The 21,488-nt window shown below is 71.9% G+C and carries 11 protein-coding genes; 10 read left to right on the forward strand and 1 reads right to left on the reverse strand.

All coding sequences use genetic code 11. The features are described from left to right. On the forward strand, positions 1-1,562 hold a 1,562-nt coding region (locus ACZ619_RS40075; protein ID WP_469610185.1), incomplete at its 5' end, for an amino acid adenylation domain-containing protein. Between the two features lie 33 nt (positions 1,563-1,595). Here the strand turns inward: ACZ619_RS40075 and ACZ619_RS40080 are convergent. Continuing rightward, complete coding sequence (locus tag ACZ619_RS40080; protein WP_469610188.1) at positions 1,596-2,561, reverse strand: LuxR C-terminal-related transcriptional regulator; 966 nt, start codon at positions 2,559-2,561, stop codon at positions 1,596-1,598. Between the two features lie 372 nt (positions 2,562-2,933). On the opposite strand from ACZ619_RS40080, the gene ACZ619_RS40085 reads away from it, so the two are divergent. The 9 genes from ACZ619_RS40085 to ACZ619_RS40125 all read left to right on the forward strand — a co-directional run bounded on the left by ACZ619_RS40085 (position 2,934) and on the right by ACZ619_RS40125 (position 21,467). Continuing rightward, complete coding sequence (locus tag ACZ619_RS40085) at positions 2,934-3,101, forward strand: hypothetical protein (protein WP_469610190.1); 168 nt, start codon at positions 2,934-2,936, stop codon at positions 3,099-3,101. 415 nt (positions 3,102-3,516) lie between these two features. Next, a complete protein-coding gene (locus ACZ619_RS40090) occupies positions 3,517-4,299 on the forward strand; it encodes a leucyl/phenylalanyl-tRNA--protein transferase (protein WP_469610192.1) in 783 nt (260 codons plus the stop codon). Between the two features lie 632 nt (positions 4,300-4,931). Beyond that, positions 4,932-7,826 (forward strand): helix-turn-helix transcriptional regulator, encoded by a 2,895-nt coding sequence (locus ACZ619_RS40095; protein ID WP_469610195.1) that lies wholly within the window; start codon positions 4,932-4,934, stop codon positions 7,824-7,826. A 384-nt stretch (positions 7,827-8,210) separates the two neighbouring features. After that, positions 8,211-9,428 (forward strand): helix-turn-helix domain-containing protein, encoded by a 1,218-nt coding sequence (locus ACZ619_RS40100; RefSeq protein WP_469610197.1) that lies wholly within the window; start codon positions 8,211-8,213, stop codon positions 9,426-9,428. Between the two features lie 100 nt (positions 9,429-9,528). Next, positions 9,529-11,382, forward strand: coding sequence for a non-ribosomal peptide synthetase (locus tag ACZ619_RS40105; RefSeq protein ID WP_469610200.1), 1,854 nt, complete (start codon positions 9,529-9,531; stop codon positions 11,380-11,382). An 85-nt stretch (positions 11,383-11,467) separates the two neighbouring features. Next, a complete protein-coding gene (locus ACZ619_RS40110) occupies positions 11,468-14,575 on the forward strand; it encodes a type I polyketide synthase (RefSeq protein WP_469610203.1) in 3,108 nt (1,035 codons plus the stop codon). Then, on the forward strand, positions 14,575-15,318 hold the full coding sequence (locus ACZ619_RS40115) for a thioesterase II family protein (RefSeq protein WP_469610205.1): 744 nt from the start codon (positions 14,575-14,577) through the stop codon (positions 15,316-15,318). Before ACZ619_RS40110 ends, ACZ619_RS40115 begins: the two co-directional genes overlap by 1 nt. A 150-nt stretch (positions 15,319-15,468) precedes the next feature. Then, on the forward strand, positions 15,469-20,148 hold the full coding sequence (locus ACZ619_RS40120; RefSeq protein WP_469610207.1) for an amino acid adenylation domain-containing protein: 4,680 nt from the start codon (positions 15,469-15,471) through the stop codon (positions 20,146-20,148). Then, positions 20,145-21,467: an MFS transporter gene (locus ACZ619_RS40125; protein WP_469610209.1), complete on the forward strand. Its 1,323-nt coding sequence runs from the start codon at positions 20,145-20,147 to the stop codon at positions 21,465-21,467. Before ACZ619_RS40120 ends, ACZ619_RS40125 begins: the two co-directional genes overlap by 4 nt. Positions 21,468-21,488 lie beyond the last annotated feature (21 nt).

The following is a 21,488-nucleotide window of genomic DNA, read 5'->3' on the forward strand; positions in this document are numbered from 1 at the left end:
AGGCCGGCGGTGGTTACGCTCCGTTGGACCCCGGGTATCCCGACGACCGCCTCGCCGGCATGATCGAGGACACCGGCTCACCGGTCGTCATCACCAGCTCGGACCTGACCGCGCGGCTGCCGCGGGACGTGCCGCACGTGCTGATGGACCGCGACATGGCTGCTCTGGCCCGTCATTCGAGTGGCGATCTCGTGCCGGTGGTGGGGCCGGAGGACCTGGCGTACGTCATCTACACGTCCGGTTCGACCGGCAGGCCCAAGGGCACGCTCATCCAGCACAGTGCCGTCGTGGACCTGGTGCACTGGAACCTGGACACCTTCGACATCGGTCCCGGTGACCGGGTGGCGTTGCTTGCGGGGGTCGGGTTCGACGCGGCTGCCTGGGAGTTGTGGCCCGCGCTGGCGGCGGGTGCGACGGTCTGTGTCACGGACGAGGAGACGCGTATGTCGCCGCGGCTGCTCCAGGCGTGGCTGGGGGAGCGGGGGGTGCGGGGGACGTTCCTGTCGACGCCGATGCTGGAGGCGCTGGCGAACCTGGACTGGAGGGGCGGGGCGGCGCCGGAGTACATCATGACCGGTGGTGATCTGCTGCGGTTGCCGGCCGGTGTCCACCTGCCGTTCCGAGTGCACAACGCCTACGGCCCGACCGAGGCGACCGTCATCGTCACCTCCACCGATGTCGATCCCGGTGATCCGCTGCCGCCGATCGGCCGGGCTACCGCCAACTCCCTGCTGTGGGTGGTGGACCGTTGGGACCGGCCGGTGCCGGTGGGTGTTCCCGGTGAGCTGCTGATCGGTGGTGCGGGGGTGGCGCGTGGGTACCTGAACCGTCCGGAGCTGACGGCGGAGCGGTTCGTGGAGTACGTGCCGGATCGTGCGGCGGGTGTGTCGTACCGGGTGTACCGCAGTGGTGATCTCGTCGTGCGGCGTGCGGACGGGATGCTGGACTTCGTCGGGCGGATCGACACGCAGGTCAAGTTGCGTGGTTTCCGTATCGAGCTGGGGGAGATCGAGACCACGCTGCTGGCTCATCCGGGTGTCGGGGCGGTCACCGTGATGGTGCGGGAGGACACTCCGGGCGACAAGCGCCTCGCCGCCTACGTCGTGCCCGCCCGACCGGACACGGTGCCGACGGCGGGGGTGCTGCGGGCGCACCTGGGGCGGCACCTGCCCGAGCACATGCTGCCGGCCGCGTTCGTCTTCCTGGACGCGCTGCCGCTCACGCCCAACGGCAAGACCGACCGCCGCGCGCTGCCCGTGCCCGACACGACCCGCGACGGCCTGGAGACCGAGTACACCGCGCCGCGCAACCGCGTCGAGGAGGCGATCGTCCGCGTCTGGGCCGACATCCTCGGAGTCGAACGGGTCGGCGTCCACGACAACTTCTTCGAGTTGGGCGGCCATTCGCTGCTCGCCACCCAGGTCAGCAGTCGGCTGCGCAGGGCGCTCGGCATCGACGTGCCGGTCCGCACGGTGTTCGGCGCGCCCACCCCGGCGGCGCTGGCGGCCGCGCTGGCCGACCTGATGATGGCGGCGATCAACGCGCAGTTCAGCAGGGCCTGACCCGTACCGTCGTGTCGCCCGGTCCGGAGGGCCTCATATGAGGTCCTCCGACCGCAGGCTCCCCTCGGCCACGGCCATCACTCCCAGCTGGAAGCGGCTGTGGGCACCGAACCGCTCGGTCAGCCGCTCCGACAAGCGGCGCACCGTGCGCAGCGAGACGTCCATCTGGCGGGCGGCGGAGGCATCGGTCAGACCGCGTGCCCACAGCCGCAGAATGTGCTGCTCCTGCAACGAGAGCCGGCCCCGGGTGCGGGGGCGGGCCTGGGCGAGCGGTGCGGCCTCCTTCCACAGCTTCGCGAACAGTTCGACGAAGGCGCTGACGATCGACTCGACGGAGCACACCAGGCCGCCGGAGACCGAGCGGAAGGTGTTGACGGGTATCACGGCCCGGCCGTCGGCCAGCACCATCCACACCGGCAGCGTGGGCAGGGTGCGCACCCCGCCCAGCTCGTCGGTCTTCCACGACAGGTAGTCCATGGCGGCCTGGTCGTGGCGGGCGCTGTCCAGAAGGATCGAGCGGGAGCGGGCATTGCGTTCCAGGACCGCCTCGTCCACGGCGCGGGCGAGGCTGATCTGGGCCGGGGAGAGCCGTTCGGCGGGACCCAGACTCAGAAGTTCGCTCTTGCAGCTGCCGGCGAGGGTGGTGATGTACTCGCGTACGGCCCGTTCCCCCGACAGCCACTCCACACCCGGAACCCCGCCCCGGGAGCGGCTGTTGTGGTCGGCGAGAAGGCGCGCGACCTCCAGCCGCGTGTCCTCGAACTGTAACTGACGGCGCGCCAGGTCCGCCTGCTGGCGGGCGAGTATCGCGGTCAGCCCGACCTCGGGGTCCACCGGTCTCCATCCGCTGGCGGCGTCCCCGGGCGCGACCAACGACAGCCGTGACAACCGTTGCAGCGCCTCGCGGACCGCGCCGTCGCTCTCGTCCAGGCGTTCGGCCAGCTTCGGCACGTCTGCCTGCGGTTGGTCGACCATCGCCAAGTAAACGCTTTTCGCCACGGAATCGAGTTCAAGAGTGGTCGGCAATGCTCTGCGCTCCTGTCGTGTCGTGTGACGGTGCCCGGTGAAACGCGGTGGCCCGGCCCCGGTTCCGCGGCTTTCACGGCCCGGTCGGCTCCGACGCAGAGTCAACGGGACTCAGCCAAATCACGTATGCGTGGCGCCCACCCATGTTTGTCGGCCGTCATGGACCGGGATCCGCGCCGAATCCACCGCGGCCGACGGGCCGCGACCCCCTGAGAAGGCCCTGACGCGGAACGTTCTCGCAGGTGGGCGTATGCGCGCACAAATATGGGTGAGGGACACGCATGTGCCCACCACCTTCTCGCGGCGAACCTGGTGACACACCAGCCGACCAGGAGGAAAACCGAGATGAAGACCATCGCCACCGCCCGCCGCACCGCCCAGGCCGTCGTGACCGTCGCGCTCATCGCCGTCACGGGCGTCACCTTCCTGAACGCCGCCGGCACCGGCTCCGCCTGCGCCGCCCACACCGCCGCCTGCTCGGTGCGAGCCGACGGCGGCGCCGCCAACGGCTGACCGTACGCACCGCCCGCAGAGCCGCACGAGGACCAGCCCCGCACCACCCCGCACAGCCCCGCACGACTGCGGCCCCGGCATCCGACCGGGACGCACCGGACGCCCGGCTTGCACGTGAACCTGCCGCACGACCGCACGTTCCGCCCCGGGCCCACCGCGCCGCATCGCCGCACATCGCATCGCGCACATCGCGCCGCACCGCCACCCTCCAGCCACCGCCGCATCGGCCTGGCCGAACGCCGCGCCGGTCCTGGCGCGCGTCCCGTGCCGGACGGCCACCACCGCACTCACCACCATCCGCGCCTGTCCGGACGCGGGAGACGGGAACAGACTCACCTATGTCGACCGGCGCTCGCACCGACGGCCCGAACGGGTCGCCGCCCCTACCGTTCCGCACGATCCCGGGAGGCAACCGGTGAAGGCCGAGATGTTCTGGGAATGGGTACGCCCACCACGCCCGGGCCGCGAACTGCCCGTCGCCGTGGGCGGGTCGACCGCCCCGCACCGACTGCTGGAGGCGCTGAGGCACGCCGCGTTCCCGTATCCGCGCGGCGGACTGCGCCTGGCCGGCATGCCGCCCGCCGGCTACGCCCAGCAGGTCGCCGACGGTCTGATCGCCGCTTTCCCCGGCGGGGACGCGGACGGGGCCGAGGTGTCCTGGTGGAGCCCGGTCTCCCGACCGGGGCTGCCGGTCAACGCACCGTCGCTGGCGGACGCGCTGCGTCACACCACCGCCCGGGCGCCGCACTGGGTGGTCACCTGCGGCCACGCCTTCGCCGGTGTCGTCGACTCCTGTCGACGTCACGGCGGTTCGGACTGGATCACCGAGGACTACCGCGACTCGATGGTGGCCCTGCACGCGGCCGGGTGGGCGCACAGCATCGAGATCTGGCAGAACGAGCGCCTCATCGGAGGTCTGTTCGGCACCGGCATGGGCGAGGTGTTCAGCGTCGACTCCGCCTTCGGCCGTCGGCCGCAGGCGCTGCGGGCCGCGTTCGCCGATCTCAGCCGCCGGCTCACGGGCCGTGCGACACTGATCGACCTCCAGGTGCCGCAGCAGTACACCGCGGGTCTCGCGGCGGGCTCCGTGACCCGCGCGGAGTTCCTCGACTTGGTGCTCGCAGTGGACCTCCCGCTGCCGATGCGCTCGGAGGTGCTGGCCGTAAGGCCGCTCGCCCACGACTCCGCCGCCACCTGACCTGTCCGACGGCCACCACAGGGACCACGGCCGCCCCGTCCGCCTCCCGGACGGCACAGCGGACCGGGACAAGTGGCTCGAACCTGACGGAGAAGCCAGGCCGCCCCGGCTGAAACAGCGGGCCACGCATCGCAAGGGCTTCCGCAAGCAGGGCCGCAGAATTTGCAGTTGGCCGAAACGGACCTACGACCAGATGGTAGGTCTGCGCGCGACGGCCGGGTGCGGGACGAGTGCCCGCCAGCGCCGGAGCACCACCCGCAAGGGACGCCCACGAGAACCCGGGCGGGAACATCGCCCGCCCGCCGTGGCGGCACCCTGCACCAGGCTGCCGCACCGGGACGGCCGCACACTCCGGTCCCGGCTGCCGGAAGGGCGGTCGTCGGCGTCCCGATGGCGGGCTGTGCCTCCGCGCCGGAACGGGCGTCCGTCGCAGCGCCGCCGGTCGCGCCACGGACGTGCCGAAACTGATCGCAACGCTCCGTACCGTCCGGACGAGGCGGCCGTACACTCCGACGGCACGACCACGATCGGATCAGGTCAATGCCTGACATGACCAACTAGTCGCCTGTGAAGACTATTTGAGAACGTGGACGCACAGGTAATCTGATCGTGTGCATGTCTCATCACCGACTGTGATCGGGCGCTCCGACGAACTCGGCACCCTCCAGGACGCACTGGACGAGGCGTGTACCGGGCGAGGCGGTGCGGTGTTCCTCGTCGCCGACGCCGGAATAGGCAAGTCCCGGCTCATGAGCGAGTGCATCACGTCCGCCGCACGCGCCGGCATGGCCGTGCTGCGCGGCCGGGCCACTCCGGCCGGAGGCGTCGTCCCCTACCGGCCGCTGACCGAGGCCCTGTTCTCTCTCGCGCGGGCCGGAAACGTGCCCGACGACCCGGAACTGGCGCCGTACCGAAGGGTACTGGGGCGACTGGTGCCCGAGTGGCGCGACCGCTCGGACCCCGGCGACAGCGACGACTCGCCGGTCGTGCTGGCCGAGGCGGTGCTGCGGCTGCTGGGCGCCGTCGGCCGCGGCCGGGGCGTGCTCATCTGCCTGGGCGACCTGCACGACGGCGATGCCGAGACGCTGGGCATCGTCGAGTACCTGGTGGACAACCTGAGCGACCAGCCGGTGCTGCTGCTGGGCAGCATCCGCACCATGCCGTCGGCGGCGCTGCGCCTCGCGAGAGCGGGGGCCGGCAGCCGCACGGCGCTGGTGCTGGAACTCGGCCCGCTGACCGACGCGGAGGTCGGCCGGCTGGCCGCCACCTGCCTGGGCACCACCGCCGACGCGCTGCCGTCCGACATCACGGCATGGCTGGTGCGCAGCGCCGACGGCAACCCGTTCGTGGTGGAGGAACTCCTGCGCGGCGGAGTGGACTCCGGCGCGCTCACCCGCACCGCCGAGGGCTGGCGGATGAACCACGACCTGCCGATCGGCGTCCCCTCCACGGTGGCCTCCAGCGTCGGCGACCGCGCCCGGCGGCTCGGCGAGCGCTGGCACGCCGCCCTGGAAGCGGCCGCGATCATCGGCCGGCACTTCCCGCTCGACGTGCTGCAACGCGTCACCGGGCTGACCGAGGACGAGATGCACCGGATGGTGAGGGCCGCCACCGAGGCGCAGCTGCTGACGCCCGCGGCGGGCTCGCCGGACTGGTGCACCTATCGCCACAGCTGGACCGCCGAAGCCCTCGCCAGCGGTGTGCTGCCCTCGCAGCGCAAGGCGCTGGCCGGTGCCGCTGCCGCCGCCATCGAGTCCCTCTCTCCCGAACTGCCTGGTGAAATGTGCCAGTTGACGGCGCGGCTGCGGCTGGCCGCCGGCGACGGCCCCGCCGCCGGCCGACTGTACGCGCTGGCCGGCCGGCGCGCCCTGGACTCCGGTGCCGCCGTCTCCGCGGAACACCTGCTGGACCGCGCGCTCGGCCTGCTCCCGCCCCAGACGCACGGCGCCGAACGCGCGAGCGTGCTCGAGTCGTTGCTGTACGCCCTCACCGAGGCCGGCGACATCGAGCAGGCGCTGCTGCGTGGCGCGGACCTGTACGCGTCCACGTTGCTCGCCCCGCAGCACCGGGCGGAACTGCTGACCCGGCTGGCGTGGGTGTGCGTGGTCGGCGGCCGCTGGGACAAGGCGGCCGAACAGGTCGCGCTGGCCCGCGGCCTGCTGGCCGGCGCCGCCTCGCCCGCGCACCTGGCGCCGCTCGACGTGGTGGAGGCGCACCTGCTGACCCTCGGCGGCGGCCAGGGCGACGGCAGCGCGGCCCGCGCCGAGGAACTGGCCGTGCGGGCGGTGCGGGTGGCGGAGGAGATACCGTTGCCGGCCACCGCGTGCCAGGGTCGGCAGGTCCTGGCCCTGCTGGCCCGGAGGCACAGCTTCGCCGACGCCGACGTGCACCTGACCCGCATGTTCGCCACGGCCGACCAGCACGGACTGCCGATCTGGCGGCTGCGCGCACAGATCCGGCTCGCGACCAACGAGCTGATGCGCACCGGGGAACCGGCGCAGATCCTGCTCGCCCGGGAGGCCGCCTTCGCCCTGGGCGCGGTCACCGCGGGGCTCCAGGCCGACGCCAGCATAGCCATGCAGCGGGTGCTGTTCTGCGAGTTCGAGCAGGCCGAGGCGCTCGCCGACAAGCTGCTCGAGTCGACCACCCGCATGCACCAGGCGGGCGAAGCGCAGTTCTGCCTGGTCATTAAGATCGCCGCTCAGGCCCATCAGGGCCGCTGGGAGGCGATGCGGGCGCTGCTCGCGGAGTTCCGGCGGCGCGACGGCGAGCGGTCCTTCCACGCACCGGTGGTCTTCGGGCATCGCGCGATCTGCGCGCTGCTCGGCGAGGACCGCCCGGGAGCGGAGGCCGAGATGGCCCGGGTCCGCGAGTGGGAGCGTACCCACCCCACCATCTACTACCAGTCCGGCCGTTACGGTCTCGGCATCCTGCTGGAGGTGCTCGCGGGCCGGGCCGGCCGGGAGAGCCTGGAGGAGACCTGGCCGTCGGCGGCGGCCGGGCTGCGCTGGAACACGCAGTTCCTCCAGGCCGCCGACGCCGTGCTGATGGGCCGCGAGAACGCCGCAGAACAGGCCGCCGACCGTATGGCGCAGGCGCTGTCGGCCGCCGCGCCCTACCCGATGGCACGCCACCTGCTGATGCGGCTGGTCGCCGAGGCGGCGCTGGCCGACAGCTGGGGCGAACCGGTGGAGTGGCTGCGGTCCGCCGAGCAGTACTTCCACGGCAGTGATGTCGCGGCGGTGGCCGGCGCGTGCCGGGCACTGCTGCGCAACGCCGGTGTACGCGTGATGCAGCGCCGTGCCGGAACGGGCGCGGTGCCGCCGCAACTGGCGAACCGCGGGGTGACGGCAAGGGAGTTCGAGGTGCTGACCCTGCTGGGCGAGCGGCGCGGGAACCCGGAGATCGCCAAGCTGCTGTTCATCTCCCCGCGCACCGTGGAGAAGCACGTCGCGAGCCTCCTGACGAAGCTGGACAGGTCCGACCGCCGCGAACTGTCCCTCCTGATGGCGGACCTGAGACTCTGACCGCTGCCTCCGCACACGGCACGGCCGTCCTCCTCGCGGGGATCGGCGTCGCCACGGATCCGGGCCGCCCGCCGCGTCGCCCGCCCCCGATCAGCGAGTTGCCAAATTAGGCAATCTCGATGACAGAAGCTGTTGCCGAGAGTTGCCTGCCTTGACTAGGGTGTGCGTTGTCCGGGTGCGCGGAATCAGTGCCCGGGGCGCCGGTGGGGTCAAGCCGTCACCCGTCCTGATGGGCGGTTGTGCGTGGTCGCGGCTGGGTCCGAGGTGGAGTGACCCTGATCCGGCCGCTGGTCACCGGAGGAGGATTGCCAAAAGTTGCCAAGTGGGAAAAGGTCCGGCAACACGTCGTTGCATCGTTCACCAAGTGTTGAGGGAGGGGCAGCGGTGTCGCTTCAGCAGCCGGAGTTCGGGGTTCGCCTGCGCGAGATCAGGGTGGGACTCGGGCTCTCCCAGCAGCAGGTGGCCGGCGACGGTCTCTCCACGGGGTACCTGTCCCGGCTGGAGTCGGGTGCTCGCCCGCCCACGGCGCGAGCCGTCGAGTACCTGTCCGAACGGCTGGGGGTCAGTCCCGCGGCGTTCCGGTCGACCACCGTCGACCCGGTCGCCCAGGCGGTCACCGCCGCGTCCTCGACCGAGGACCACTCCCGTGCGGTGTGCCTGCTCGAGACCGCACTGGCGGCGGAGCCGAAGGACGGCGATGACGCGGCGGTGCGCTGGCAGGCGTTGCGACTGCTTGCCGAGCATTACCGGCAGCAGGGTGATCACGACGGGGAGATGAGCCACCTCGTCCAGATGATCCGGCTCGCAGATCACCTCGGCGTGCCCGAGGTGCGCGCCTATTCGCGACTCCAGCTGGCCCGGTGCCGACGCACGCTGGGGCAGCCGGAGAGGGCCCACGACGCGGCGCGGGAGGCGCTGGCCATCACCGTCGAGCACGGACTCCCGGCGGACGACCGGGCCGGCGCCCTGATGGTGCTGGTCTCCACCGAGGTGGCGGTCGGTGAGCTGGCCGCTGCCCAGCTGCACGTGGCCGAGCTGGAGGAGATCACCCGGCATGGGGGCGAGGTGCAGCGCGCGGAGGCGCTGTGGACCTCGGCCCACGTCCGTCTGCGGATGAGCGATCATGCCGGCGCCGCCGAGCGGCTCGAGGAGGCGCTGGCATCGCTGAACAGCCGTACCAACCCGCTGCTCTGGCTTCGGCTGCGGCTCGCCGCGGCCTCGCTGAGCTTGCAGATGACACCTCGGCGGCTCGACGTCGCGGAGCACTGCCTGACCGAGGCCAGGCCCGCGGTCGAGTTGATCGGCAGCCGGCTGCATCAACAGGAGCACACCCTGCTGGCGGCCCAGCTGAGCTTTCGCCGGGACGACCTGGAGGAGTCCCGGCGACTGCTCGACAGCCTTGACGAGCACGACATGCTGCTCGCCTACCAGGACCGCCTGGCCTGCGAGGTACTGCGCAGTCAACTGCGGATCCTGGCCGGCGATCGCGCGCGGGGAATCGAGGACCTCCGGCGCCTGGCGGAGGACACCGAAGGAAGTTCCAACGTGGATCTCTCGAAGGAGATCTGGCGCGCACTCGCCGAGACCCTGGCACGCGCCTAGTCGATGCGGCGGGCCCGGCCCGCCCGTCGATCTCAGTGATTCTCCATGGTTCGTCCGTGAGCGGTGCGGAACCGAGTGCAAGGAACGGAGGAGAAACGTCATGAAAGATCGCGAGTCGTCCATCGGCGCTCCGTCCGGGATCTGGGAACTCTTCGAGGCGGCGGTCGCGGCGGATCCGGACCGCGAGGCATTGGCCGACCCGCAGGCCGGAGTGAGCCTGACCTACCGCCAACTGGACCTGGCGGCAGCCGAGCAGTCGGCTGCCCTGGTACGGGCCGGGATACGCCCGGGAGACACCGTCGCCCTCTCGCTGCCCAGGTCGGCCGCCGAGACGGTGGCGTTGCTCGCAGTGCTGAGGGCCGGAGCGGCCTACGTCGCGATCGACCCCGAACAGTCGGAGGCGACGCTCCGCCGGATGTTCGAGGTGAGCGCGCCACGCGCGGTGCTGGCCGACGCCGGCGCGGTCGAGCGAGTCATGCGCCAGGCCCCGGACGGCTGTCCGGCCGTCGAGGTGCGGGAGCCGTCGGCGGTGCCGGACGCGGACGGCGCGGCGCGGGTCCCGCCGCCGCACCGCGCCGGTGGTGACGACCTCGCGTACGTCACCTTCACATCCGGTTCGACGGGCCTGCCCAAGGGGGTCGCGATCCCGCACCGGGCCGTCGCCCGGCTCGTCGCCGATCCCGACCACGTGCGCTGCGGCGCCGGCGAGCGCTTTCTCCGCCTGGCACCACTGGCCTTCGACGCGTCGACGCTGGAGATCTTCGCGCCGCTCGCCAACGGTGGCACGCTGGTGGTCCATCCGCAGGGCGTGCCCGGACCGCGCGAGATCTCCGTCTTCCTGCGGACTCAGCGCATCACCGCCCTGTGGTTGACCGCGGGCCTGTTCCGGGTGGTCGTGGACTTCGAGCCGGAGGCGTTCGCGCACGTTCGGCAGGTGATCACGGGAGGTGACGTGGTACCGGTGGAGCAGGTCCGCCGCCTGCTGCGTCGGTACCCGGGGCTGCGGGTGACCAACGGCTACGGCCCGACGGAGAACACCACCTTCACCACCGTTCACCACGCCGACTCCCTGGAGGACGTCGACGAGCCGCTGCCGATCGGACGCCCGATCAGCGGCACCACCGTGCACGTCCTGGACCCCTTCGGTCTGCCGGTCGCCACTGGCGAGGTCGGCGAGCTCTACACCGGCGGCCCCGGACTGGCCCTGGGCTACCTCGGCGCGGACGGGCACGAGCGGTCGGCCTTCGCACACCGGGCTCAGGGCACGGGCGAGCGGCTCTACCGCACCGGTGACCTGGTCCACTGGGACACCCTGGGGCGTCTGCGGTTCGTCGGCCGTACGGACGACCAGGTCAAGATCCGCGGGTTCCGGGTCGACACGGCGCAGATCGAGCGTTGCCTGGCCGAGCACCCCGAGGTCGACGACTGCGTGGTGACGGCGGTGGGCGAGCACGCTGCCGAGAGACGGCTGCTGGCCGCGGTGGTGACCAGGCACGACTGCCTGGCGGATCTGCGGAGCTGGGTCGGGACGCGTCTGCCGGCCCAGGCCCGGCCGGCGCTCTGGGCAGCCGTCCAGACGCTGCCCCTCACCGCCAACGGCAAGGTGGACCGCCGCGCGCTGGAACGCCTGGCCCTCGCCGGTGAGCCGACCGAGGCCACGGCGCGGCCGGGTACGCCGGCCGGCCTGCCCGCCGCCGACCAGCTGGAGCACCGCATCCGGCTGGCCTGGCTGGAGGTGCTCGGCGTGGACCACTGCGGCCTGGACGACGGCTTCTTCGACATCGGCGGCGATTCGATGCTGCTCGCGTTGCTGGCGGGTCGGCTCCAGAAGGAACTCCCGGTCGAATTCGCCACGATGGATCTCTTCCGCTATCCGACCGTCCGGTCATTTGCCAAGAGCATCCGAGTCAAGGTCGCCGCGCATCCCGCCGGGCTTCCCGGAGTCACTTCCTGACCGTCCGGTCTCCCGGCCCGCGGTGACTCCGCCGAGGCCCGCGAAGCCGCCCTGCCCGTCAAGATCCTTCCAGTGAGGGAAAGCCGTGTTATCAAAAGACTCCCGTGGATTCGACATCGCGGTCATCGGCATGGCCGGCCGGTTTCCGGGCGCATCGTCCATCGACGAGTACTGGGAGAACGTCCGCCACGGGCGGGAGACGATCTCCCGGTCAGGGACCGAATCCGCCGGACAGGACGACCGGCCCGGCGACGTCGCCCATCAGGTCGGGGCGAAGGGCGTGCTGGACGGCGCCGACCTGTTCGACGCCGCGTTCTTCGGGCTCAGCCCGCGGGAGGCGGCCATCACGGATCCGCAGCAGCGCGTGCTGCTGGAATGCGCGCACACGGCTCTGGAGCATGCCGGATGCGACTGTCAGCGGTACTCCGGTCTGATCGGGGTCTACGTCGGCGGATCACAGAGCGGATACCTGCGACGTCACCTCCTGCCGCACCGGGATCTGGTCGCCGAGACGGGTGAGCTGTCCCTCGCGCTGGCCAACGAGCGAGACCACCTGGCCACCCGCGTCTCCTATGCCCTGGACCTGCACGGGCCGAGCTTGAACGTGCAGACGGCGTGCTCCTCGTCGCTGGTCGCGATCATCACCGCCTGTCACGCCCTGCTCGCCGGACAGTGCGACATGGCCCTCGCCGGCGGGGTCAGCGTCACGACACCCCTCGAAGGCGGTTACCGCTATGAGCCCGGCGGCATCGCCTCGCCCGACGGCCGCTGCCGCAGCTTCGACGCACAGGCCCGAGGGACGGTCCCCGGCAACGGGGTCGGAGTCGTGGTACTCAAGCGCCTCGCCGATGCGCTCGCCGACGGCGACCAGGTCCACGCGGTGATCAAGGGAGGCGCGGTCAACAACGACGGCGCCCTGAAGGTCGGATACACCGCGCCCGGCGTGGACGGCCAGGCGCGCGCCATCACCATGGCCCAGGCCGCGGCGGGCGTCGCCCCCGACACCATCGGTTACCTGGAAGCCCACGGGACCGGAACGCCGATGGGCGACCCGATCGAGGTGGCCGCGCTGAGCGAGGCCTTCCGGGCGGGAACCGACCGCACCGGTTTCTGCGCCCTCGGTGCGGTGAAGCCCAACATCGGGCACCTCGACGCGGCCGCGGGCGTGGCCGGCTTCATCAAGACCGTCATGGCACTGAAGGCGGCGGAACTCCCGCCCCTGTTGCACTTCCGGCAGCCGAATCCGCTCCTGGACCTGGACCGCAGCCCGTTCTACGTCAACACGGAGCTGCGACCGTGGGATTCGCCCGGGCCGCGCCGAGCGGGCATCAGCTCATTCGGGATGGGCGGCACCAACGCCCACCTGATCCTGGAGGAGGCGCCGGCCCCGCAGCCGCGCGACCGCACCCGGGAAGCGGTCGTCCTCCCGCTCTCGGCGCGCTCCGCCGAGGCGCTGGCCGAAGGCGCCCGCCGCCTCGCCGACCACCTGGATGCCGACCGGACACTCTCGCTCGCCGATGCCGCCCACACCCTGCAGAACGGGCGCCGGGAATTCGGTGTACGGCTCTGCGTCGTCGCGACGGACCGGGCCGAGGCCGCCCGGTTGCTGCGCGAGCAGTCGGGCGACCCGGTCGGGACGGTCGACGGGATCATCGGCACCGCCTTCCTCTTCGCGGGCCAGGGCAGCCAGTACCCCGGGATGGCCCAGCACCTCTACGCCGGGCAGCGGGCGTTTCGGGACGTCGTCGACGAGTGCGCCGAGGAGTTCCACCCGGTTCTCGGGCTGGACGTGCGCACGCTGCTGCACCCAGCCGTCGCCGACGAGGCGGCCGCGGACCGCCTGGCACGCACCGATGCCGCGCAAGCCGCGCTGTTCACCGTGCAGTACGCCCTCGCGAAGCAGCTCATCCAGCTCGGCGTCGAGCCGGCCGCCATGCTCGGACACAGCCTCGGCGAGTACACCGCCGCATGCCTGGCCGGCGTCTTCGACCTGCCCGAAGCGGCGCGGCTGATCTCCGCCCGGGGCCGTCTGGTCAAGGAGCTGCCGCCCGGACGCATGCTCGCCGTCCGGGCCAGGGTCGAGGAACTGCTGCCCGTGCTGGGGGACGGGGTCGAGATCGCCGCCGTCAACGCCCCCGAGGCAGTGGTCCTCTCCGGGCCGCCGGAAGCGATCGAGGCCGTGCGAGACCGGCTGGCGGCCGACCGGATCGAAGGGCGGCTGCTACGGACGTCGCACGCGTTCCACTCCGCGGCACTCGACCCGATCCTGGCGCGGTTCGCCGAGCAGGCCGCCCGGATCCCCCTGCGGGCCCCCGCGATCCCGTTCGTCTCCGGCCTCACCGGTACCTGGGCCACGGCGGAGCAGGTCACCGACCCCGCCCACTGGGTCCGCCAACTGCGCGAGCCCGTCCGCTTCGCCGACGCCGCCGCCACCCTGCTGTCCGCCGGCGACATGCTGCTGATGGAGGTCGGCCCGGGCGGCACGCTGGCCGGGCACCTGCTCGCGGCACCCGGACGACGCCCCGCCCACCGGATCACCCACGCGCTGGGACATCGGTCCGACCGGCGTGACGACCGGGAGACGCTGCTGACAGCTGTCGGCCAGGCGTGGGCCGCCGGGGCGCCCGTCGACTGGGCCGCCGTCGGGCCGGGAGACCGAGCCCGCCGCATCGCGCTGCCCGGCTACGCCTTCCAGCGACAGCGGCACTGGATCGAGGCGCCGGAAGAGCAGGCGGCGCCGACCGGTACACGGCCCGCAGCGTCGGCCGCGCGTGCGGCGGCCTCGGCGATCCAGCAGCCGGCCGTCACGACCGGCGCGGCGGCCGGGACATCGGCGGCCGACGAGCGGCCGAGCCGCACCTCCAGCACGCGGGAGCGGGTCACCGACTGGGTCGGCGAGATCTGGTCGCGCATGCTCGGTGTGCCGCGGGCGCACCCACAGGACAACTTCTTCGACCTCGGGGGCCACTCCCTGCTGGCGACCCGACTCGCCGCCCAGCTCTGCGACGAGCTGCAGATACCCCTCACGGTGGCCGACGTCTTCGACCACCCTTCCGTCGGAGCCCTCTCGGAGGTCGTCATGGAACGCGCCCCAAGCCCCGGATTCCTCGAACAGCTGCTGGCGATCAGGGACGAGATCGAAGCGCTGTCCGACGAGGAGATCGCGGGCCTGATCGCCGAGGGAGGCTTCTGATGGCGACCCGGACCACCCTGGACCGGTGGCTCAAGTGCCTCGCGCCGAAGCCGGACGCGCGACTGCGCCTGCTCGTCATCCCGTACGCGGGCGGCGCGGCCGGCCCGTTCCGCAGCTGGGCCGCCACCATGCCGCCCGAGATCGAGCTGTGGGCCTTCCAGCTCCCCGGCCGCGAGGACCGGCTGGGTGAGCCTGCCGCCACGCGCCTGGACGACCTGATCCCGGCGATGGCCGACGCCGTATCACGGCTCGACCCCAAGCCGTACGTCCTGTTCGGGCACAGCATGGGGGCCCTGCTCGGCTACGAGCTGTACCACCGGCTGCGCGACCGGGGAGCCGATCTGCCCCGACGGCTGATCCTGTCGGGCTGCGCCTCGCCCGCCCTGCGCTTCGAGCGGAACTGGCCGCACGGCGACGACGAGATCATCCTGAACTGGTTCCGGCCTCTCGGGGGGATGCCCGAGGACGTGGACCTCGAACTCCTCCAGCTCATGCTGCCGACACTGCGGGCCGACCTCCAGGTCTGTGAGACCTACGCCCACCGGCCCCGAGCCGCCGTCGACCGGCCGGTCACCGTCCTCGCCGGGCGGACGGACCCGGTGGCCACACCGGAAAGGGTCGCCGCCTGGCGTGACCTGGTCTCCCGCGATTTCACCTGCGTGAACAGGACGGGCGGCCACATGTTCGTCCTGGCACCCGAGTTCCCCAGGTTCCTCGCCACGCTCTGCCGGCCACGGCCGTAGCCCCGTTCGCAGGACCGCTTCGCCAGGATCCGCACACCGTGGACCAATCCCCGTACGGAGGGTGATCCGATGAACGACCAGATTCAGCTCGGGAGCGGACACCAGCTCCGCCCCGTGGCCGCCTCGCCCCGCCGGCCGGACCGGGACGCCGTGCGCCGTCAGCTGCTCGCCCGTCGTGCGGGTGGTGGGGTGTCGGGGGTGTCGTGTCGGTCGGTGGTGGGTGATGTGGGGTTGTCGGCGGGGCAGCGGCAGTTGTGGTTGGCGGATCAGTGGTTGTCGGGTCCGGGTCGGTATGTGGTGCCGATGGTGTGGCGGTTGGTGGGTGGTGTTGATGTGGGTGCGTTGGGGCGTGCGGTGTCGCGGGTGGTGGGGCGGCATGAGGTGTTGCGGACGTCGTTTCCTGTGGTGGAGGGGGTTGCGGTGCAGCGGGTGGGGGGTGGGGTGGGGGTTGTGGTGGGTGTGACGGATCTGGGTGGTGTGGTGGTGGGGGAGCGTGGGGTGCGGTTGCGTGAGGTGGTGGAGGGGGAGGTGTGTGCGCCGTTCGATCTGGGTGTGGGTCCGTTGTTGCGGGTTCGGTTGGTGCGGTTGGGGGCTGGTGAGGATGTGTTGGTGGTGGTGTTGCATCACATCGTCACGGACGGTTGGTCGTTGGGGGTGTTCTGTGAGGAGTTGTCGGAGTGTTATCGGGCGGAGGTGTGTGGTGGTGAGCCTGGGTTGGGGGAGGTGGTTGTTCAGTATGCGGACTGGTCGCAGTGGCAGCGGGAGCGGTTGGGTGGGGCGTGGGTGGCGGGGGCGGTGGAGTACTGGCGTGGCGCGCTGGCCGGCCTGACCCCCCTGCACCTGCCCTCCGAGCGGTCCCGGCCGGCCGACGCGCCCGCCCGGGCGGCCCTGCTGCCGCTGGCGCTGCCCGCCGACCTGGTGTCAACCCTGCGGGCGCTCGCCCGCGCCGAGGGAACCACTCTCTACACCGTTCTGCTCGCCGCCTACCAGGCGCTGCTCAGCCGGCTCTGCGGGCAGCACGACATCGCGGTCGGCGCCCCCGTGGCCGGTCGTGAACGGCCCGAGCTCGTCCGGACCATGGGCTACCTGGTCAACACCCTTCTGTTACGCACCGACTGTTCCGGCGATCCCACCTTCCGCGAGCTGGTACGACGGGTCCGCCGCACGGCGCTCGACGCCTACGCCCACCAGGAACTCCCCTTCGAGAGGGTCCTCGAAGAGACGGCGCTCGGCGACCGCACCCCCGTCCAGGTCTGGTTCAACCTCCTGGAGCAGGCGCCCCGGCCGCCGAAGCTGATCGGCCTGGAGGTCACCGAAGTCGGCATCCAGCGGACGGCTGCCACAGCGGACCTCGCGGTCAACCTGTGGCCGGACGAATCCGGCGGTCTGACGGGGTACCTCGAATACGACGTCCACCAGTTCGACGAAGCGGCGGCCGGGCGCCTGTCGGCGCAGTTCACCACCCTGCTGCGGCACGCGGCCGACGACACCGACAGCGCGCTCTCCAGGCTGCGGCTGCTGGAGCCCGCCGACCGGGCGGCCGTGCTCGCGCTGGGCGAGGGTGCCTCGTACGCCGGGCCGACCCCCTTGTTCACCGAACTGTTCCGACGCCGGGTGAGCGAGAATCCGAGCCGGACCGCCCTGGTGACAGCGGACGACAGCCTCACCTTCGCGGAGCTCGACACCCTGGCGGACCACGGAGCGCACGCGCTGCTCGCCGCCGGGGTCCGGCCCGGTCAGACGGTGGGGGTCTGCGCGGGACGCACGGCCGCCCAGATCGCCGCCCTGCTCGCGGTGCTCCGGATCGGCGCCGCCTACCTCCCCCTCGACCCCGAGTACCCGGCCGACCGGCTCGCCCGGATGATCGAGGACGGCGGAGCCCGGGTCGTCGTCTCGGCGAAGGGCGGCCCGGCCGTCCCGGGCCACTCGGGTCCCGTCGTGGCGCTCGACGTCGCGCCGGACGCCGACCGGCCGGCGACAGCCCCGCAGGCCACCCGTGCGCACCCGGCCGGGCCGGACGACCCGGCCTATCTGATCTACACCTCCGGCTCCACCGGCCGGCCCAAGGGCGTGACGGTCACACAGCGGGCGCTCGCCGCTCACCTGCACCGCGTCCAGCGGCACTTCCGGCTCACCCCGGCCGACCGGGTCGTGCAGTTCGCCTCCTTCTGCTTCGACGCCTCCTTCGACCAGATCCTCGTGCCGCTCGCGGCGGGCGCCTCCGTGCTCCTGCGGGACGCGCCCTGGGGCCCGGAGGAACTGCTGGAACAGGCGACACGGCACGGGGCCACGCTGCTCAACGTCCCGCCCGTGTACTGGCACGGCCTGCTGCGGACCGTCCAGGACGGCACCGCCGCGTTCCCGCCGAGCGTGCGCCTGGTCGTACTCGGCGGCGACACCCTGGCAGCCGCCGACGTGCGACTCGCCGAGCAACTGCTGCCCGGAACGGCCCTGGTCAACATCTATGGGCCGACCGAGGCGACGGTGGACTCCACCCTGTTCGAGATCCCGGCGGGCTGGAACGGCGAGCGGGTACCGGTCGGTCGGCCACTGCCCGGCACCGTCGTGCGGATCCTCGACGAGCACATGGAGCCGCAGCCGCTGGGAGCCGTCGGAGAACTGCACATCGGCGGAACGGCGCTCGCCGCGGGCTACCGCGGCCGACCGGACCTGACCCGGGAGGCCTTCGTCGCCGACCCGTTCGCGGCCGAGCCGGGGGCGCTGCTGTACCGGACCGGTGATCTGGCGCGCTGGCGTGCGGACGGCACCATCGACCTGCTCGGCCGTCGCGACGCCCAGCTGAACATCCGCGGTTTCCGGATCGAGCCCGGCGAGATCGAGAGCGCCCTGCGTGAACTCCCGGGCGTGCGCGAGGCACTGGTGACCGTGCACGGCGAACCGCCCGCGGAGCAGCGTCTGGTCGCCCACGTGATCGCCGGCGACCGTCCGCCGGCCACCACCGAGCTCCGCGACGGCCTTCGGTCGCGCCTGCCGATGTACATGGTGCCGAGCGACTTCGTGCTCCTCGACGTCCTGCCGGTGTGCGCCAACGGCAAGCTCGACCGACGCGCACTGCCCGCCCCGCCGGCGCGCGAAACCGCGGCGCACCGGCCGGCCGGCGCCCGGACACCGGCCGAGGAGCGGATGACGCGGCTCTGGGCGGAGGTCCTCAGAACCTCCGAACTCCACCCGGACGACGACTTCTTCGCTCTGGGTGGAACCTCCGTCACCGCGATGAGGCTGGTCTCCCTGGTCAACCGCGAGTTCGGCGTCCGCATGCAGGTGCGCACCGTCTTCGACGCCCCCACGATCGCCGGACTGGCCCGGCGGGCCGGTGAAGCCGTGGGTGGTGGGGTGTCGGGGGTGTCGTGTCGGTCGGTGGTGGGTGATGTGGGGTTGTCGGCGGGGCAGCGGCAGTTGTGGTTGGCGGATCAGTGGTTGTCGGGTCCGGGTCGGTATGTGGTGCCGATGGTGTGGCGGTTGGTGGGTGGTGTTGATGTGGGTGCGTTGGGGCGTGCGGTGTCGCGGGTGGTGGGGCGGCATGAGGTGTTGCGGACGTCGTTTCCTGTGGTGGAGGGGGTTGCGGTGCAGCGGGTGGGGGGTGGGGTGGGGGTTGTGGTGGGTGTGACGGATCTGGGTGGTGTGGTGGTGGGGGAGCGTGGGGTGCGGTTGCGTGAGGTGGTGGAGGGGGAGGTGTGTGCGCCGTTCGATCTGGGTGTGGGTCCGTTGTTGCGGGTTCGGTTGGTGCGGTTGGGGGCTGGTGAGGATGTGTTGGTGGTGGTGTTGCATCACATCGTCACGGACGGTTGGTCGTTGGGGGTGTTCTGTGAGGAGTTGTCGGAGTGTTATCGGGCGGAGGTGTGTGGTGGTGAGCCTGGGTTGGGGGAGGTGGTTGTTCAGTATGCGGACTGGTCGCAGTGGCAGTGGGAGCGGTTGGGTGGGGCGTGGGTGGCGGGGGCGGTGGAGTACTGGCGTGGCGCGCTGGCCGGCCTGACCCCCCTGCACCTGCCCACACCGGCCGCCACCGGCCGCGAACCGTCATCCCGCGGGAAGGTCCACGAGTTCACCCTCGCACCTGAACTGCGCGCCACGCTGGAGCGCCGGGCGCAGGAGAACGGGGTCACCCTCTTCATGTTCCTGCTGGCCGCCTACCAGGCGCTGCTCAGCCGCTTGTCCGGTCAGCACGACATCGCCGTCGGCACCTCGACGGCCAACCGCGAACAACCCGAACTGGCCCACGCCCAGGGCCTTTTCGCCAACAGCCTGGTGCTGCGCACCGACTGTTCCGGCGATCCCACCTTCCGCGAGCTGGTACGGCGGGTCCGCCGCACGGCGCTCGACGCCTACGCCCACCAGGAACTCCCCTTCGAGAACGTGATCGAAGAGGTCCGCGACCCGGCCTGGGGAGCAGGCGGCCCGCCGATCCAGGCGTGGTTCGGCTACACCGATGCGCCGGCGCTGCCGCTGAGGCTGCACGGTGTCGAGGCCGAACCGCTGGGAGTCGAGGACCTGCCTGCCAGGCTGCCGGTCCGGCTGGACCTCGCGGCCCGGGACGGCCGGATCGACGGCCTGATCCACCACCAGGTCGAGGTGGTGCCGACCGCCACGGCGGTCACCCTCGCCGAAGACCTGACCACGCTGCTTCGCGCGGTCGCCGACGACACGGACCTTCGGCTCGCCGAACTGGACACGGTACTTCTCCGGGCGGCCGCCGAGAGCCGGACCCGAGCCAGGACAGCACTGAGCAGCTGGATGTCGGGCTCGCTCGCCACCGCCCGCCGCCGGCGCGCCCAGCCATGGCACAACCAACCGACAGGAACGAGCGAATGACGTCGAAACGTCGGCTCCGGAGCGGTGAGCTCCTTCGGCACCGGGACTTCCGGTTGCTCTGGGGTTCTCAGGCGGCGTCCCTGCTGGGCAGCCAGGTCAGCCTGTTGGCGCTGCCGCTGACCGCGGTGACGGTCCTCGGGGCGGGCGCCTTCGAGACCGGTGTGCTCGGCGCGGCCGAGCGGCTTCCCTACCTCTGCTTCGGCCTGCTCGCCGGGGTCTGGGTGGACCGGCTGCGCCGGAGACCGGTGCTGGTCGCCGCCGACCTGGGGCGGGCCCTGTTGATGATCACGATCCCCGTGGCCTCGCTGCTGGGTGTGCTCGGCATGGGACAGCTGTACGTGATCGGCTTCCTGGTCGGACTGCTGGCCGTGTTCTACGACGTGGCACACCAGTCGATCCTGCCGAGCATGCTCCGCCGGGACCAGCTCCTCGAGGGAAACAGCAAGCTGGAGTTCACCGGTTCGACGGCAGACCTGGCCGGTCCGGGGCTGGCGTCACTGCTGATCGGCGTGCTCACCGCACCGATCGCCATCGTCGTGGACGCGGTGTCCTACCTCGTCTCCGCGATCCTGCTGCGCGGGCTCACGGAGACGGAGCCCGCCGACCGGCCCGTCGAGCCGCGCCCGGTGCTCACCGAACTCCGCGAAGGACTGGCCTTCGTGTCCGGACAGCGGCTGCTGCGCTGGGTCGCGGCCACGGGCGCCGTCGGCAACATCTTCATCAACGCCATGCTCGCCGTCTTCTTCCTGTTCCTCCTCAGGCAGCTGGACCTCGGCACCGGTGGCGTCGCCGTCGTGGTGATGTGCGGCAGCGTCGGTGCCCTGTGCAGCCTGGTGGTGCTGCGCCCGCTCGCGGACCGGATCGGTACCGGCCCCTCGTTGATCGCCTCCACCCTCGTCACCGCCGCCGGGGTGTGGCTCCTGGCCTTCGCGGGCGGCGGCAGAGTCGTGGCGCTGGTCGTGGCGGCGGCGGCGAACTTCGTCTTCATGCTGAGCTTCCCGCTCTACAACGTCAGTTCACGCCTGCTGCGGCAGTCCCTCACCCCGGGTCACCTCATGGGCAGGGTGAGTGCCATCATGCGGACGATCATCTGGGGCACCATGCCGGTGGGATCCCTGCTCGGCGGGACCCTCGGCTCCCTCCTCGGTCTGCGCCAGGCCGTCCTCGCCGCGGCGTGCGGCCTGCTGGTCTCACCGGTCCTGCTCGCCGTCTCGCCGCTGCGCGGTCTGCGGACCATGCCGGACCAGCCCGAAACGGTCGTCCTGGAGCCGCGTCCGGCGAACGACGACGGCAAGGCCGTCGCGCCCCCAGCCCGGTAAGGCACCTCCCCCTGAATCCGA

The sequence above is a fragment of the Streptomyces sp. NPDC104367 genome (genome assembly GCF_055583825.1).